This window comes from Paenirhodobacter sp. YD-8 (assembly GCF_056590935.1).
The window spans coordinates 1377398-1392193 of record NZ_CM152649.1 but is presented as its reverse complement, the minus strand read 5'-3'; the positions used below and the strand labels follow the sequence as shown (position 1 = coordinate 1392193).

Here is a 14796-nt window from a genome sequence, read left to right as displayed (position 1 = left end):
ATGCTCCTGCTCATCGATAATTACGACAGCTTCACCTACAACCTGGTCCATTATTTCGGCGAGCTCGGCGCCGATGTGAAGGTCGTGCGCAACGACGCGATGGATGTGCAGGCGGCGATGGGGATGGGGGCCGAGGCGATCGTGCTGAGCCCCGGGCCCTGCGACCCCGCCCAGGCAGGCATCTGCCTGCCGCTGACGCTCGCCGCGGCCGAGGCCGGGGTGCCGCTGCTGGGCGTGTGCCTGGGCCATCAGACCATCGGCGAGGCCTTCGGCGGCAAGGTGGTGCGCGCCGGCGAGATCGTGCACGGCAAGATGGGCACCATCCACCACGCCGGCCAGGGCGTGTTCAAGGGCCTGCCCTCGCCCTTCCAGGCCACCCGCTATCACTCGCTGATCGTCGAGCGCGAAAGCCTGCCCGACTGCCTCGAGGTCACCGCCTGGCTCGAGGACGGCATGATCATGGGGCTGCGCCACAAGGAGCGGCTGATCGAGGGGGTGCAGTTCCACCCCGAATCCATCGCCTCCGAGCACGGCCACCAGATGCTGCGCAACTTCCTCGACGAGGCGAAAGTGAAGGTGACGGCATGAGCGAGCTGAAACCCCTGATCGGCGTCGCGGCCGAACGCACCCTGACCCGGACCGAAGCCGAGACCGCCTTCGAGACCTTCTTCGAGGGCACGGCGACGCCCGCCCAGATGGGCGGCTTCCTGATGGCGCTGCGCACCCGGGGCGAGACGGTGGACGAGATCGCCGCCGCCGCCGCGGTGATGCGCGCGAAGATGAACCGCATTTCCGCCCCCGCGGGCGCCATCGACATCGTCGGCACCGGCGGCGACGGCAAGGGCACGCTGAACATCTCGACCGCCACCGCCTTCGTCGTCGCGGGCGCGGGCGTGCCGGTGGCGAAGCACGGCAACCGCAACCTCAGCTCGAAATCCGGCGCCGCCGATGCGCTTGGCGCGATGGGGCTTGACGTGATGAAGGGCGCCGAGGTGTCCGAGCGCGCGCTGGCCGAGATCGGCATCGCCTTCCTGATGGCGCCGATCCACCACCCGGCGATGCGCCACATCGGCCCGACCCGGGTCGAACTCGGCACCCGCACCATCTTCAACCTGCTCGGGCCGCTGACCAACCCGGCGGGCGTCAAGCGTCAGCTCACCGGCACCTATTCGCGCGCCTGGATCCGGCCGATGGCCGAGGTGCTGCGCACGCTCGGCTCCGACGCGGCCTGGCTGGTCCACGGTGGCGACGGCACCGACGAGCTGTCGATCGCCGGCGTGAGCTGGGTCGCGGCGCTCGAGGCCGGCGAGATCCGCGAGTTCGAGGTGCACCCCGAGGATGCCGGCCTGCCGGTCCACCCGTTCGAGGAGATCATCGGCGGCGAGCCGCACGAGAACGCCGAGGCCTTCGCGGCCCTGCTGGACGGCATGCGCGGCGGCTATCGCGACGCGGTGTGCCTGAACGCGGCGGCGGCGCTGGTCGTGGCGGGCAAGGTCTCCGACCTGAAGGACGGCGCGCGGATGGCGGCCGAAAGCATTGACTCGGGCGCCGCGCGCGGCAAGCTCGAGGCGCTCAAGCGCGCCATGGCCTGAGGGGGCAGGATGAACATTCTCGACAAGATCAAGGCCTACAAGCTCGAGGAAGTGGTGGCGGCGAAGGCCGCGCGCCCCCTCGCCACGGTCGAGGCCGAGGCCCGCGCGCAGGCGCCGACCCGCGGTTTCGCACAGGCGCTCGCGGCCAAATCCGCGACCGGCTACGGGCTGATTGCCGAGATCAAGAAGGCCTCGCCCTCGAAAGGGCTGATCCGCCCCGATTTCGACCCGCCGGCGCTTGCGCGCGCCTACGAGGCGGGCGGCGCGGCCTGCCTGTCGGTGCTGACCGACGCCCCCTCGTTCCAGGGAGCGCCCGAGTTCCTGGTCGCGGCGCGCGGCGCCTGCAGCCTGCCCGCGCTGCGCAAGGATTTCCTTTACGACACCTATCAGGTCGCCGAGGCGCGGGCCTGGGGCGCCGATTGCATCCTGATCATCATGGCCTCGGTCGAGGACAGGCTGGCCACCGAGCTCGAGGATGCGGCCGTCGGCTGGGGCATGGATGTGCTCGTCGAGGTGCATGACGAGGCCGAGATGGAGCGCGCGCTGACGGTGCTGAAATCGCCGCTGCTGGGCGTGAACAACCGCAACCTGAAGACCTTCGAGGTGACGCTGGACGTCACCCGCCGGCTGGCGCCGACGATCCTGGCCGAGGGCCGCGATCTCGTCTGCGAAAGCGGCATCTTCACCCGCGCCGACATGGCGGCGATGGCCGAGGTCGGCGCGCGCCGCTTCCTGATCGGCGAAAGCCTGATGCGGCAGGCGGACGTCACCGCCGCGACGAAGGCCCTGCTGGAGGCCGCATGACCGGGCTCAGCCATTTCGACGCGCAGGGGCAGGCGCATATGGTCGACGTCTCGGCAAAACCCGTGACCGACCGCGTTGCGGTGGCCGAGGGCCATGTGGTGATGACCGCCGAGACGCTCGCCCATGTCACCGCCGGCACCGCGAAGAAGGGCGACGTTCTGGGCATCGCCCGCGTCGCCGCGATCATGGGGGCAAAGCGCACCTCGGATCTCATTCCGCTGTGCCACCCGCTGCCGATCACCAAGGTCTCGGTCGAGCTGACGCCCGACGCCAGCCTTCCGGGCGTGCGGATCGAGGCGACGGTGAAGACCTCGGGCCAGACCGGGGTCGAGATGGAGGCGCTGACCGCCGTCACCACCGCCGCGCTGACGATCTATGACATGCTGAAGGCAGTCGAGAAGTCGATGCGGATCGAGGGCATCCGCGTGGTTCTGAAGGAGGGCGGCAAGTCCGGCCGCTACGAGGTGACGCGATGATCCCGGTGGCCGAGGCGCTCGACAAGGTTCTGGCGCTCGTCGCGCCGCTGCCGGCCGAGACGGTGCCGCTGCGCGCGGGGCTCGGCCGGGTGCTCGCCGCGCCGGTGCATGCCACGCTGACGCAGCCCCCCTTCGACGCCTCGGCGATGGATGGCTATTGGCTGGCCGCCGCCGATCACCGCCCGGGCGCGCGCCTGCGCGTCGCGGGCGAGGCTGCCGCAGGCCGCGGCTATGCCGGCCCGCTCGCCCCCGGTCAGGCGGTGCGGATCTTCACCGGCGCCCCCTGCCCCGCCCCGGGCGGCGTGGTGGTGCTGCAGGAGGACGTCACGCGCGAGGGCGACACGATCACCCTGCCCGAGGCACTGTCACAGGCCGACAACATCCGCCCGCGCGGACAGGATTTCGCCGAGGGGATGGAGTATTTCCCCCGCGCGCCGCTGACCGCGCGCGATCTCGGCCTGATCGCGGCGATGAACGTCGCCACGCTGTCGGTGCACCGCCGCCCCGTCGTCGCGCTGATCGCGACCGGCGACGAGCTGGTGATGCCGGGCGAGGCGCCGGGCCCCGACCAGATCCTCAGCTCGAACAGCTTCGTGCTGGCGGCCCTGGCCGAGGAGGCCGGCGCCGAGGTGCGGATGCTGCCCATTGCGCGCGACACCGAAGACAGCCTGCGCTTTGCCTTCTCGCTGGCCGAAGGGGCCGACCTTGTCGTCACCGCGGGCGGTGCTTCGGTCGGCGAGCATGATCTTGTCGGCGCCGTCGCGGCGGATCTCGGCCTCGAGCGCGCGTTCTGGAAGATCGCGATGCGCCCGGGCAAGCCGCTGATGGCGGGGCGGATGGGCGATGCGGTGCTGCTTGGCCTGCCCGGAAACCCGGTCTCGGCCACGGTCTGCGCCCTTCTGTTCCTGCGCCCGATGCTGGCGAAGATGCAGGGCTTCGACGGCCGGCCCGTGCCCGCCCGCGCGGTTCTGGGGGCCGATGTCGGCCCGACCGGTCCGCGCACCCATTACATGCGCGCCCGCCTGCTGCCGGGCGAGAGCCTGCCGCAGATCCTGCCGGTCGAAAGTCAGGATTCGGCGCGGATGCGGCTTCTGGCCGAGGCCGATGCGCTGCTGATCCGGCCGCTGGGCGACGGTCCGCGCAAGGCGGGCGACGTGGTCGAGTTCCTGCCGCTTTAACCCGCGATCAGTTCCTGCGCCGCGGCGCGGGCCGCCCCGGTGACCTCGGCGCCCGAGATCATCCGGGCGATCTCGTCCACCCGCTCGGCCGCGCTCAGCACGCTGACGCGCGAGGTGGTCATGCCGTCGCTGACCGATTTCGCCACGCGGAAATGGGTGTTCCCGCGCGCCGCCACCTGCGGGCTGTGGGTGACGACCAGCACCTGTGCGCTGTGCGACAGCTTCGCCAGACGCCGGCCCACGGCATCCGCCGTCGCGCCACCGACACCGCGGTCGATCTCGTCGAAGATCAGCGTCAGCGCATCGGCGCCGCGCGCCAGCACGACCTTGAGCGCGAGCAGGAAACGCGAGAGCTCGCCGCCCGAGGCGATGCGGTTCAAGGGCCCCGCCGGCGCACCCGGGTTCGTCGCCACGGTGAAGGCCACGGCGTCGGTGCCCTCGGGGCCGGCCTCGCCCGGCGCGATCTGCGTCTCGAAGACCGCGCGTTCCAGTTTCAGCGGCGCCAGCTCGGCCGCCATCGCCGCATCGAGCCGCACCGAGGCCTCGGCCCGCGCCGCGGACAGCGTGGCCGCCGCCGCGCGATAGGCGGCTTCGCAGGCCGCGACCTCTGCCTCGAGCGCGGCGATCCCCGCCTCGCCGGCATCGAGCGCAGCGAGACGGGCGCGCAGCTCACCCGCGAACCCGCCCAGCTCGTCGGGCAGCACGCCGTGCTTGCGGGCGAGCGCCCGGATCGCGAAAAGCCGCTCCTCGCAGGACTCGAGCGCGCGCGGATCGAAGGTCAGCGCATCGAGCGCGGTCTCCACGCCCTCGGCCGCCTCGCCGAGCTCGATCAGTGCCCGGTCAAGCGCGGCGAGCGGGGCATCCAGCCGGCCCTCGGCCTTCTCGGCCGCGCCCTGCAACCAGCGGTCGGCATCGCGCAGCGCGCCCTCGGCGCCCTCGGGGCCAAGGATCTGCAGCGCGCGGGCGACATCGGCACGGATCCGCTCGGCGCCCTGCATCGAGCGGCGGGCGGCGTCGAGCGTCGCCTCCTCGCCCGGCTGCGGGTCGAGCATATCGAGCTCGGCCACGGCATGGCGCAGGAAGTCCTCTTCCTCCTTCACCGCGGCCAGCGCCGCCTGCGCCGCGGCAAGGCGCTTTGCCGCCCCGGCCCGCGCGCTCCAGGCGCTGCGGGTGGCGGCGATCAGATCATCGTGAGCGGCGAAGGCATCGAGCAGGGCGCGGTGTCCGCGCGCGTTCAGAAGCCCGCCATCGTCTTGCTGACCGTGCAGCTCGACCAGCGTCGCCGAGACCGCACGCAGCACCTCGCCGGAGGCGCGGCGGTCGTTGATCCAGGCGGTCTTGCGGCCATCGAGCGCATTCACCCGGCGCAGGATCAGCTCCTCGCCCACCGGGATGCCGGCCTCTTCCAGCACGGCCCGCGCGGCATGGCCTGCGGGCAGCTCGAACACGGCGGTGACCTCGCCCTGCTCGGCGCCCTTGCGCACAAGCTCGGCCCGGCCGCGCCAGCCCAGCACGAAGCCGAGGCAATCGAGCAGGATCGACTTGCCCGCCCCGGTCTCGCCGGTGAGCACGGTGAGGCCCGGCCGGAAATCGAGTTCCAGCCGGTCGATCAGAAGCATGTCGCGGATGTCGAGCGTGCGCAGCATGTCGGCCCCTCAGGCGTGCGCGGTCAGAGCCACTCGCCCTTGATCACCTGGCGATAGATCTTGGACAACCAGCTGTCGCCCTTCGCCTCGGGGCTCAGCCCCTGCTTCTTCAGCAGGCGATAGGCGTCGTCGTAGAAGGGCGAGGACTGGAAGTTGTGGCCAAGGATCGCGCCGGCCGTCTGCGCCTCGTCGGTGATGCCGAGGGCGAGATAGGCCTCGACCAGACGTTCGAGCGCCTCGGGCGTCTGCGTCGTGGTCTGGAACTGCTCGACCACCACGCGGAAGCGGTTGATGGCGGCGGTGTAATGGCCCTGCTTCAGGTAATAGCGCCCGATCTCCATTTCCTTCGCCGCGAGATGGTCGAAGGCGAGGTCGAACTTCAGCATCGCCGAGCGCGCATAATCGCTGTCGGGATATTGCTCGATCACCTCGCGCAGCGACTGCAGCGCCTGGAAGGTCAGGCCCTGATCGCGGCCGACCTCGTCGATCTGGTCGTAATAGCTCAGCGCAAGCAGGTATTTCGCATAGGCCGCGTCCTCGTCGCCCGGATAGGTGTCGAGGAAGCGCTGCGCCGAGGACCGCGCGTCCTCGTATTTCTTCGCCTTGTGCTGGGCATAGACTTCCATGATCAGCGCGCGCTTGGCCCATTCGGAATAGGGATAGAGCCGCTCGACCTCGGAGAAATAGCGCAGCGCCTCGGCCGGGCGGCGGGGGTTGCCGACCTCGAGCTCGTATTCGCCGCGTTCATAGATCTGCTGGGCGGTGAAGTTCTCGAGCGGCGGTTCCTTGCTCGAGCCGCCGCCACAGGCGGCCAGCGCCGCGACGAGCACGAAACTACCGACCCGAAGCGCCGCGGTTCTGCCCAGTGCCATGCCCTGCCTCTTCCCGATTCCGCCCGGGAGTTTCAGCCCCGGTGCCCTGCCAAGCCCGCCCCGCGGGGCGGCTGCTTCGCTCCTCCTAGCACAGAAAAATCCGGGGCGCAAAACGCCTTTCGCGCCGGAGGAGCCCTGCGCGCGCATCGCCGCCAAGCTCAGCGCGCGGCGACCGCCACCGGCCGGCAGACACCCGCGCCGGGCAGGCTGTGGACCTGCGCGGGGGTGCAGTCTTCCCAGATCCAGGCGGTGCGGTCGGCAAAGAGCGCGCGCAGCAGCCGGTTGGTCATCGCATGGCCCGAGCGCGTGCCGACATAGCGCCCGACGATCGGCGCGCCGGCAAGCGCGAGGTCGCCCATGGCGTCGAGCATCTTGTGGCGCACCGCCTCGTCCGCGTGGCGCAGGCCGCCGGGGCTCAGCACCTTGTCGCCGTCGAAGACGACCGCGTTCTCGTAGGTGCCGCCAAGCGCGAGGCCGTGCGACTGCATGTAATCCACATCGGCCTGACGGCAGAAGGTGCGGCTGTCCATCAGCTCGCGCACGAAGGCGCCGTTCGCCATCTTCAGCCGCTTTTCCTGACGGCCGATCGCGGCGTCGGTGAAGTCGATGGTGAAGTCGATCTCGAATTCGGCGGCCGGTTCCAGCCGTGCCACCGCCTCGCCCTCGCGCACCTCGACCGGGCGCAGGATGCGGATCGCGCGCAGCGTTCCCGGCAGCGAGCGCAGGCCGGCGCGGCGGATCGCCCGCACGAAGGGCGCCGAGGAGCCGTCGAGGATCGGAACCTCGGGGCCGTCGATATCGATCACCGCGTTGCGGATGCCAAGGCCGGCAAGCGCCGCCATGATGTGCTCGATGGTCGAGACCGAGACACCCTCGGCGTTCTCGATCAGCGTGCAGAGCTTCGACGGCGTGACCGTATCCCAGCGGGCCGGGACGCGCGGATCGCGATCGGTGACGTCGGTGCGGTGGAAGACGATGCCCGTGCCCGCCGGCGCCGGACGCAGCACCATGCGCACCGGGGCGCCCGAGTGCAGGCCCACGCCATCGAAAGTCACCGCATTTGCCAAGGTCGTCTGCACGAGCGTCTCCTGTTCACACCGCGATCCCCGACCAGGCCGGGGTTCACGAGTGTCAGTTAGGCAGGTGGACCCGACATCACAATTCACTCTTTGCAACAAACTGAAACATTGCCGCGGCGGTGCGGCAAAACCCCGCCAACTCGGCATGAACCGCTTGAAACCAAAAGAAAAAGAGCCGGGTTTCCCCGGCCCTTTCACTCACATTTTGTGAACTGTTCAGTTCGCCTGGCGGCGCAGGAAAGCCGGGATCTCGATGCGGTCCTGATCCTGCTCGACCTCTTCGTCATAGCTCGGACGCTGCGGCGCGGCCGGGCGATAGGCCTGCTGCGGCGCCGGCTGCGGCGCCTGCGGCTCGGCGGCGTGGCCGGTCATGCGGTTGATCAGCGAGTTGATGCCGAAGCGCGGCTTCTCGGCGGCGGGCTGCGGCGCGGGGGCGCGACCGGCGCCCATCTGCGGCGCGGGACGGGCCTGACCGGGCTGCGAGGGGGCCTTGCTGACCGCGGCCTGCAGACGCGCGAGCGCCTCGGGCGAGGGCGTGCCGGGTGCCCGCGGACGCGGCGCGACGAAGGAGCCGGCGTCTTCCTCGACATGCAGCTCGCGGGCCGGCGCGGCGGTCGCGCGCGGCTGATAGGCCGGCGGCGGCAGCTCGTCCGACATCTCGCGCGCGGCGGGCTGCTGCACCGGGGCCTGCGGAGCCGCGGCGGGCGCGTCGAAGAGGTTGCGCTCGGCCGGCTGCGGCGCGGGCTGCGGCGCCGCGTGATGCGCGGCGGGAGCCTGCTGCACCGGCGCCGGGGCGGGCTCGTGCGCCTTCAGCGGCTCGGCCATGGTGCGGCGCGGCACCGGCACCTCGGCGGCGGCCGGAGCGGCATCGATCCCGGTCGCGACGACCGAAACCCGCATCATGCCTTCCATGTCCGGATCGAGGGTCGAGCCGACGATGATGTTGGCGTCCGGGTCGACCTCTTCGCGGATGCGGTTCGCGGCTTCGTCGAGCTCGAACAGCGTCAGGTCGTAACCGCCGGTGATGTTGATCAGCACGCCCTTGGCGCCCTTGAGCGAGATCTCGTCGAGCAGCGGGTTGGCGATCGCCTTCTCGGCGGCCTGGATCGCGCGGTCGTCGCCCGAGGCGTCGCCGGTGCCCATCATCGCCTTGCCCATCTCGTCCATCACCGAGCGAACGTCGGCGAAGTCGAGGTTGATCAGACCCGGGCGCACCATCAGGTCGGAGATCCCCTTCACGCCCTGATAGAGCACGTCGTCGGCCATCGCGAAGGCCTCGGTGAAGGTGGTGCGCTCGTTCGCCAGACGGAACAGGTTCTGGTTCGGGATGATGATGAGCGTGTCGACGACCTTCTGCAGCGCCTCGATGCCCTGCTCGGCCTGACGCATCCGCTTCGAGCCCTCGAACTGGAAGGGCTTGGTCACCACGCCGACGGTCAGCACACCGAGCTCACGGGCAGCCTGCGCGATGATCGGCGCGGCGCCGGTGCCGGTGCCGCCGCCCATGCCGGCGGTGATGAAGCACATGTGCGCCCCGGCGAGATGGTCGACGATCGACTCGATGCTTTCCTCGGCGGCGGCGGCGCCGACGGAGGGACGCGCACCGGCGCCCAGCCCCTCGGTCACCTTCAGGCCCATCTGAACCCGCGCCTGCGAGCGCGACTGCTGCAGCGCCTGCGCATCGGTGTTGGCCACGACGAACTCGACCCCGTCGAGCTGCTTCTCGATCATGTTGTTGACCGCGTTGCCGCCCGCACCACCGACGCCGAACACGGTGATCCGCGGCTTGAGGTCTTCGTGATCCGACATCATCAGATTCAAGGTCATGGGTTTCCGCCTGTGTTTTGTGCTGATCGGCCCTGTCCCCGGCCGAAACGTCCCCGTAATTCCCTTAGTTTTATCTGCGAATCCGGGAAACGTCACCCAAAAAACACAGGGGAAACACAAAATCTGGAACGCAGCAGCGCCCGTTCAGCGGTATTTCGCGCATACCTCTGCATCTGGTGGAAAACGAATCGGACCAGCCCCGGCCCTTGCGTTTCACCAGTTATCGCGGAACCAGCGCAGCGCGCGGCGGAACGACCTGCCGCCCAGCTTTTCCGCCGGAATCTCGAAGTCCCACCATTCGTCCTGCGGATGCGCGGCGAAGAGCGCGAGCCCGACGACCGAGGAAAAACCCGAGCCCGTCGCCGCCTGCGGCAGCCCCTGCACGCGCAAGGGCCGGCCAAGGCGCACGTTCTGGCCGAGGATGCGCGCCGCCAGCCCGTCAAGGCCGGGGATCTGGCTCGCCCCGCCGGTCAGCACGATCTGCTGGCTCGGCAGATGATCGAAGCCCGCGACGTCCAGCAGCGCGCGCACCTCCTCGAGGATCTCCTCGACGCGGGGGCGCATGATGCCGATCAGCTCGGCGCGGCTGACCCGACGGCGGTCCTTTTCCCAGTCGCCCGAATTGCCGGCGAGCTCGATCATCTCGCGGTCGTCCATCCCGGTCGCGACGACGCCGCCGTGGAAGGTCTTGATCCGCTCGGCCGTCGCCATCGGCACCTGCAGCCCCGCCGCGATGTCGCGGGTGACGTGATCGCCGCCCATCCGCACCGCATCGGCAAAGATCATGTGCTTCTTCATGAAGATCGACACCGCGGTGGCACCACCGCCCATGTCGATGCAGGCGGACCCCAGCTCCTGCTCGTCCTCGACGAGCGAGCTCATCCCCGAGACATAGGCCGAGGAGGCGATCCCCGCGAGTTCGAGGTCGCAGCGCCGGATGCAATAGATCAGGTTGTGCACCGCCGCCGCATCGACGGTCAGCAGGTGCATGTCCACCGCCAGCCGCGCGCCCACATGGCCGCGCGGATCGCTCAGCCCCGAGCGGTGGTCGAGCGCGAAATTGACCGGGTGCGCGTGCAGCACCTCGCGCCCCTGCCCGATGTCGGGCATGTCGCACGACGCCAGCACCCGGGCAAGGTCCTGCTCGCCCACCTGCGCGCCCATCACCTCGACCTCGCCGGCCAGGCCATAGCTGCGCGGCACGGCGCCCGAGAAGCAGGCGATGACGTGGTCGACGCGGGTGTTGGCCATCTTCTGCGCCGCCTGCACCGCGGTGCGGATCGCGCGCTCGGTCTCGGCCATGGCGTCGATCTCGCCAAAGCGCACACCGCGCGAGCGGGTGGTGGCGGCACCGATGACGCGGAAGCTCGACTGCCCGGCGAGCGAGCCGATGCCCTCGGCCTCGCGCACCGCGTCGTCATTGTCGAAACGCAGCACGAGGCAGGCGATCTTCGACGAACCGATGTCGAGAAGGGCGACGACCCCGCGCTGAAGGGCCGCCTTGCGCATGTTCCGCATCGCCCGCTGGGCCTGATAGAGATCGGTCATTGGGACACCTTCACACTGTTCAGCGCGCCGGCGCTGATCGCCTGATACTGGGCCAGCGCCGGAGCGCTGAGACGGATCGTCGGACGGTCTGCATTGCGCATGTCGAGCCGGGTGAAATCGCGGTTCAGCAGGTCTTCGGCGGCATCAAGCGCCAGCACCCGCTCGACCGCCTGCACCGGGTTCTCCTCGGGCAGAAGGATGCGCTGATCGCGGTCGAGGACGAGATCCCACCGCCGCTCGCCCATCCGCACGAGGCCACGCGCCCGCGGCAGGATCGGCTTCGCCGCGGCCAGGATCTGCAGCGCCTCGGGCACGGCGGCATCCGCCCCCTCCCCCGCGATCAGCGGCAGGTCGGGGCGCGCGTCGCGCCGGGTGAGCGAGGCGGTGCGGTGGCCGATCTCGTCGAGCATCTCGATCCCCGAGGGGGTGCGCCACAGGATGACCGGCTCGCGCTCCGTCACCTTGATGTCGAGCGCGCCGCCGGCGCGCACGATCAGCGACACATCCTTCACCGCATCAAGACGGGCGATGGTGTCGTGATAGGCGACAAGGTCGATGGCAAAGCGCGAGGCCGGAAGCTGAACCGGCAGCATCGCACGCACCGCCTGTTCGACCTCGGGGCTCGCGCCTTCGACGGTCAGGGTCGAGACGCGGAATTCGGGGCGGTTCTGGATCGAGAGCTTGATGTCCTCGAGCTTCGCCATCGCGTCGGCCCGTCGCCCCTCGTCGCCCAGCCACAGGCCGAGCGCGAGCGTGACGACGAAGACCGGCACGCCGATGCGGGTGAAGGCGCGCACGAAGGGGGTCAGCCACAGCCGCTGCAGCCGGAACGCGAGCCGCGAGGGCGCCGGATCGCGCCGCCCGCCGTTCGAGCGCGAGCGGATCATCACCCGGCGCTGCCCGGCCTGCTGCAGATAGCGCGGCTCGGCCTTCAGCGATCGCATGAGGCGTCCTCCACCATCCAGCGGCAGAGATCGGGGAAGGTGATCCCCTCGGCCGCCGCCTGCTCGGGGGCAAGCGAGGTCGGCGTCATCCCGGGCTGGGTGTTGGTCTCGAGCAGCACGATGCCCGCGACCCCGCGGCTGTCGTCCCAGCGGAAATCGGTGCGCGACAGGCCCCGGCAGCCAAGCGCCTTGTGGGCGCGCACGGCGTAATCCTGACAGGCGCGGAACACGTCCTCGGGCAGATCCGCCGGGCAGACATGGCGCGAGCCGCCCTCGGCATATTTGGCGTTGTAGTCATACCAGCCGCTGGTGATGATCTCGGTCACGGCCAGCGCGTGATCCTCCATCACCGAGCAGGTCAGCTCGCGCCCCGGGGCATAGGTCTCGACCATCACCGTCTCGGGCATCGCGGCCGAGAGCTGCGGCGGGCCGTTCGAGCCTTCGGTGACGATGTAGACGCCGACCGAGGAGCCCTCGTTGTTGGGCTTGACCACATAGGGCACGGGCAGAACGTGGCGCGCACAGACCTCGGCCTTGCTGGCCAGCACGCTTTCCACCACCGGCAGGCCGGCGGCGCGATAGGCGGATTTCGAGCGGGTCTTGTCCATCGCCAGCGCCGAGGCCAGCACGCCCGAATGGGTATAGGGCAGGCGCAGCCATTCGAGCAGGCCCTGGACGCAGCCATCCTCGCCCCAGCGACCATGCAGCGCGTTGAACACGCAATCGGGCTTGGCAGCGGCCAGCTGTGCCGGCAGGTCCGGCCCCGCGTCGATCTCGATGACCTCGAATCCCGCCACCCTGAGCGCCTTGGCGCATTCGCGCCCGCTCGACAGAGACACTTCCCGCTCCGCGGAAGGTCCACCCATCAAGACCGCCACCAGGTGGGATGCCCTGCTCGACATGCCCGCCACTTTCGCCTCTCCCGGGGTTTCGCCCCCGTGGAATAATTGTCGCTACGACCGCGCGCCGCGGATCAATATTCGCCGACGCGCATGATTTCCCACTCTAGCGAAATTCCCTGCGTCTGCAAAACCTTTTTGCGCACGTCCTCGCCCAGACCCTCTAGATCTTGTGCCGTGGCACCGCCGGTATTGATCAGGAAGTTCGAGTGCATCTCGCTCATCTGCGCGCCCCCGCGCCGCGCGCCGCGCATGCCGGCCTCGTCGATCACCTTCCAGGCCTTCAGATCGTGCACGTCATCGGCCCGCCCGGTCGAGGAGAACCCCGCCGGGTTGCGGAAGGTCGAGCCGGCCGAGCGCTCTTTCGTCGGCTGGCTGGCGTCGCGTTTCGCGATCTGATCGGTCATCCGCGCCTCGAGCGCCGCGGGCTCGCCCCGTTCGGCGCGGAAGGTGGCGCCGACCAGCACCGCGCCCTCGGGCAGCGTGCTCGAGCGATAGGCCAGATGCAGATCGGCCGCGGGGATCACCACGCGCTCGCCGGTGCGCAGCACCGCCTCGACCTCGATCAGGTGGTCGGCGGTATAGCTGCCATAGCAGCCCGCGTTCATCCGCACCGCGCCGCCGATCGAGCCCGGGATGGTGCGCAGGAAGGTCAGGTCGAGCCCCGCCTCGGCCGCGCGCCGCGCGACATGGGCATCCAGCGCCGCGGCGCCCGCCCGCACCCGGCCCTCGCCCGCCATGACCTCGATCGCGTTGAAGCCGCGGCCAAGCCGGATCACCACCGCCCGGATGCCGCCGTCGCGCACGATCAGGTTCGAGCCCACGCCCATCGGGAAGACCGCCACCCCGGCCGGCAGCGCAGCCAGGAAGGCCGCGAGGTCGTCGGCATCGGCGGGCTGGAAGAACCAGTCGGCCGGGCCGCCGACGCGCAGCCAGGTGAGATCGGCGAGCGGGCGATTGCGGCTGAGCGTGCCGCGCGGGGTATAGGCGATGCTGTCCATGGCCCTCGCTTAGCCCGGCGCCGGCAGCCGGGCAAGGGGCCAGTCAGCCGGCCCTGTCGATGGCGTCGATCACCACCTCGTAGTCGAGCGTGGTCGTGACCGGCGGCCCCCAGAACCCGCCCTCGAGCGGAAGCGTGCCCGCCTGCCCCGGCGCCACGCACAGCGCGACATGCCCGTCCGTCACCGGCAGCCCGTGCGTCGGGTCATAGCCGCGCCAGCCCTGCCCCGGCAGCCAAACCTCGGGCCAGGCATGCAGATGGCGCCGGCCATCCACGCTTTCGGCCCGCGCCTGATAGCCCGAGACGAAGCGCGCCGGGATCCCCTGCGCCCGCGCCGCGGCGATGAACAGCACCGCCAGATCCCGGCAGGCGCCCTTCGCCGTCGCCAGCGTCTCGGCCGGGCTCTGGGCATCGCCGTTCGGGCGGATGTGGCGGTCGGTGCGGGTGAACAGCGTCTCGTTCAGCGCGGCCAGGAAATCCCCGGCCCGGCCGCGGGTGGCGGCGGCAAGGCTGGCGGCGAAGGCCGCGACCTCGGGAGCAATCGGCTCGGCCGGCAGGAAGGCCGAGGGCGCCGCCACGGGCCAGGGCAGCGCCGGCAGCGCCTCGGCCAGCGGCGCGGGCGCATGGGTGTCGAGGGTGAAGCGGCTCTCGACCACCAGCGCCTCGGTCTCGGCGCCGAAGGTCAGCTCGGTCACCGGGTTGCCCCAGGCGTCGATGCCGTCGCTCCGGCCGACCGGCCCCGGCGTCACCGCGATCTCGGCCGAATGCAGCGTCACGCCCTCGGCACGCGGCATCAGGCGCAGACGCTGCGGGCCGAGCCGGACCGGTGCGGAATAGCCGTAGCGGGTGAGATGGTGGACGGTGAAGCGCATCGGGGCCTCCTGCCTTGCGCGGGCAGGATAGGCCGCAAGGCCTGCGCGCACCAGTGTCG

Annotated in this window: 14 protein-coding genes; 5 read left to right on the top strand and 9 right to left on the bottom strand. The window is 70.5% G+C overall.

The annotated features are described in order from the left end of the window. The 5 genes from AC0QTQ_RS06800 to AC0QTQ_RS06780 are packed head-to-tail and all read left to right on the top strand — an operon-like array spanning window position 1 to window position 4050. Window positions 1–588, top strand: coding sequence for an anthranilate synthase component II (locus tag AC0QTQ_RS06800; protein ID WP_121533951.1), 588 nt, complete (start codon window positions 1–3; stop codon window positions 586–588). Further along, entirely contained in the window at window positions 585–1592 is a 1008-nt protein-coding gene (trpD, locus tag AC0QTQ_RS06795; protein ID WP_480258833.1) for an anthranilate phosphoribosyltransferase, read from the top strand. Before AC0QTQ_RS06800 ends, trpD begins: the two co-directional genes overlap by 4 nt. Window positions 1593–1601: 9 nt before the next feature. Further along, entirely contained in the window at window positions 1602–2396 is a 795-nt protein-coding gene (gene trpC / locus AC0QTQ_RS06790) for an indole-3-glycerol phosphate synthase TrpC (RefSeq protein WP_480258832.1), read from the top strand. Next, the gene (gene moaC / locus AC0QTQ_RS06785) at window positions 2393–2872 is read left to right on the top strand and encodes a cyclic pyranopterin monophosphate synthase MoaC (RefSeq protein WP_480258831.1); all 480 of its coding nucleotides are present in this window, start codon (window positions 2393–2395) and stop codon (window positions 2870–2872) included. Before trpC ends, moaC begins: the two co-directional genes overlap by 4 nt. After that, window positions 2869–4050 carry a molybdopterin molybdotransferase MoeA gene (locus tag AC0QTQ_RS06780; RefSeq protein ID WP_480258830.1) on the top strand — a complete coding sequence of 394 codons (1182 nt, stop codon included), beginning with the start codon at window positions 2869–2871 and terminating at the stop codon, window positions 4048–4050. Before moaC ends, AC0QTQ_RS06780 begins: the two co-directional genes overlap by 4 nt. On the opposite strand, the gene recN is transcribed toward AC0QTQ_RS06780, so the two are convergent. From recN to AC0QTQ_RS06735, 9 genes are all read right to left on the bottom strand, one after another. After that, window positions 4047–5696, bottom strand: coding sequence for a DNA repair protein RecN (gene recN, locus AC0QTQ_RS06775; RefSeq protein ID WP_480258829.1), 1650 nt, complete (start codon window positions 5694–5696; stop codon window positions 4047–4049). The genes AC0QTQ_RS06780 and recN overlap by 4 nt on opposite strands. Window positions 5697–5719: 23 nt before the next feature. Beyond that, entirely contained in the window at window positions 5720–6568 is an 849-nt protein-coding gene (locus AC0QTQ_RS06770) for an outer membrane protein assembly factor BamD (protein ID WP_480258828.1), read from the bottom strand. Window positions 6569–6726: 158 nt separating this feature from the next. Further along, window positions 6727–7647, bottom strand: coding sequence for a UDP-3-O-acyl-N-acetylglucosamine deacetylase (lpxC, locus tag AC0QTQ_RS06765; RefSeq protein ID WP_480258827.1), 921 nt, complete (start codon window positions 7645–7647; stop codon window positions 6727–6729). 216 nt (window positions 7648–7863) lie between these two features. Next, window positions 7864–9474, bottom strand: a complete 1611-nt coding sequence (gene ftsZ, locus AC0QTQ_RS06760) for a cell division protein FtsZ (protein ID WP_480258826.1) — start codon at window positions 9472–9474, stop codon at window positions 7864–7866. Window positions 9475–9687: 213 nt separating this feature from the next. Then, window positions 9688–11022, bottom strand: coding sequence for a cell division protein FtsA (ftsA, locus tag AC0QTQ_RS06755; protein WP_480258825.1), 1335 nt, complete (start codon window positions 11020–11022; stop codon window positions 9688–9690). After that, a complete protein-coding gene (locus tag AC0QTQ_RS06750; protein WP_480258824.1) occupies window positions 11019–11966 on the bottom strand; it encodes a cell division protein FtsQ/DivIB in 948 nt (315 codons plus the stop codon). The genes ftsA and AC0QTQ_RS06750 overlap by 4 nt, the downstream gene beginning before the upstream one ends. Continuing rightward, on the bottom strand, window positions 11954–12868 hold the full coding sequence (locus tag AC0QTQ_RS06745) for a D-alanine--D-alanine ligase (RefSeq protein ID WP_480258823.1): 915 nt from the start codon (window positions 12866–12868) through the stop codon (window positions 11954–11956). The genes AC0QTQ_RS06750 and AC0QTQ_RS06745 overlap by 13 nt, the downstream gene beginning before the upstream one ends. 71 nt (window positions 12869–12939) lie before the next feature. Then, window positions 12940–13866, bottom strand: a complete 927-nt coding sequence (gene murB, locus AC0QTQ_RS06740; RefSeq protein WP_480258822.1) for a UDP-N-acetylmuramate dehydrogenase — start codon at window positions 13864–13866, stop codon at window positions 12940–12942. 43 nt (window positions 13867–13909) lie between these two features. Beyond that, the gene (locus tag AC0QTQ_RS06735; protein ID WP_480258821.1) at window positions 13910–14737 is read right to left on the bottom strand and encodes a transglutaminase family protein; all 828 of its coding nucleotides are present in this window, start codon (window positions 14735–14737) and stop codon (window positions 13910–13912) included. Window positions 14738–14796: the final 59 nt, after the last annotated feature.

What these genes read in the sequence shown, in the direction of transcription:
- AC0QTQ_RS06800 (WP_121533951.1), top strand. Translation starts at nt 1, where the DNA reads ATGCTCCTGCTCATCGATAATTACGACAGCTTCACCTACAACCTGGTC.
- trpD (WP_480258833.1), top strand. Translation starts at nt 585, where the DNA reads ATGAGCGAGCTGAAACCCCTGATCGGCGTCGCGGCCGAACGCACCCTG.
- trpC (WP_480258832.1), top strand. Translation starts at nt 1,602, where the DNA reads ATGAACATTCTCGACAAGATCAAGGCCTACAAGCTCGAGGAAGTGGTG.
- moaC (WP_480258831.1), top strand. Translation starts at nt 2,393, where the DNA reads ATGACCGGGCTCAGCCATTTCGACGCGCAGGGGCAGGCGCATATGGTC.
- AC0QTQ_RS06780 (WP_480258830.1), top strand. Translation starts at nt 2,869, where the DNA reads ATGATCCCGGTGGCCGAGGCGCTCGACAAGGTTCTGGCGCTCGTCGCG.
- recN (WP_480258829.1), bottom strand. Translation starts at nt 5,696, where the DNA reads ATGCTGCGCACGCTCGACATCCGCGACATGCTTCTGATCGACCGGCTG.
- AC0QTQ_RS06770 (WP_480258828.1), bottom strand. Translation starts at nt 6,568, where the DNA reads ATGGCACTGGGCAGAACCGCGGCGCTTCGGGTCGGTAGTTTCGTGCTC.
- ftsZ (WP_480258826.1), bottom strand. Translation starts at nt 9,474, where the DNA reads ATGACCTTGAATCTGATGATGTCGGATCACGAAGACCTCAAGCCGCGG.
- ftsA (WP_480258825.1), bottom strand. Translation starts at nt 11,022, where the DNA reads ATGACCGATCTCTATCAGGCCCAGCGGGCGATGCGGAACATGCGCAAG.
- AC0QTQ_RS06750 (WP_480258824.1), bottom strand. Translation starts at nt 11,966, where the DNA reads ATGCGATCGCTGAAGGCCGAGCCGCGCTATCTGCAGCAGGCCGGGCAG.
- AC0QTQ_RS06745 (WP_480258823.1), bottom strand. Translation starts at nt 12,868, where the DNA reads ATGTCGAGCAGGGCATCCCACCTGGTGGCGGTCTTGATGGGTGGACCT.
- murB (WP_480258822.1), bottom strand. Translation starts at nt 13,866, where the DNA reads ATGGACAGCATCGCCTATACCCCGCGCGGCACGCTCAGCCGCAATCGC.
- AC0QTQ_RS06735 (WP_480258821.1), bottom strand. Translation starts at nt 14,737, where the DNA reads ATGCGCTTCACCGTCCACCATCTCACCCGCTACGGCTATTCCGCACCG.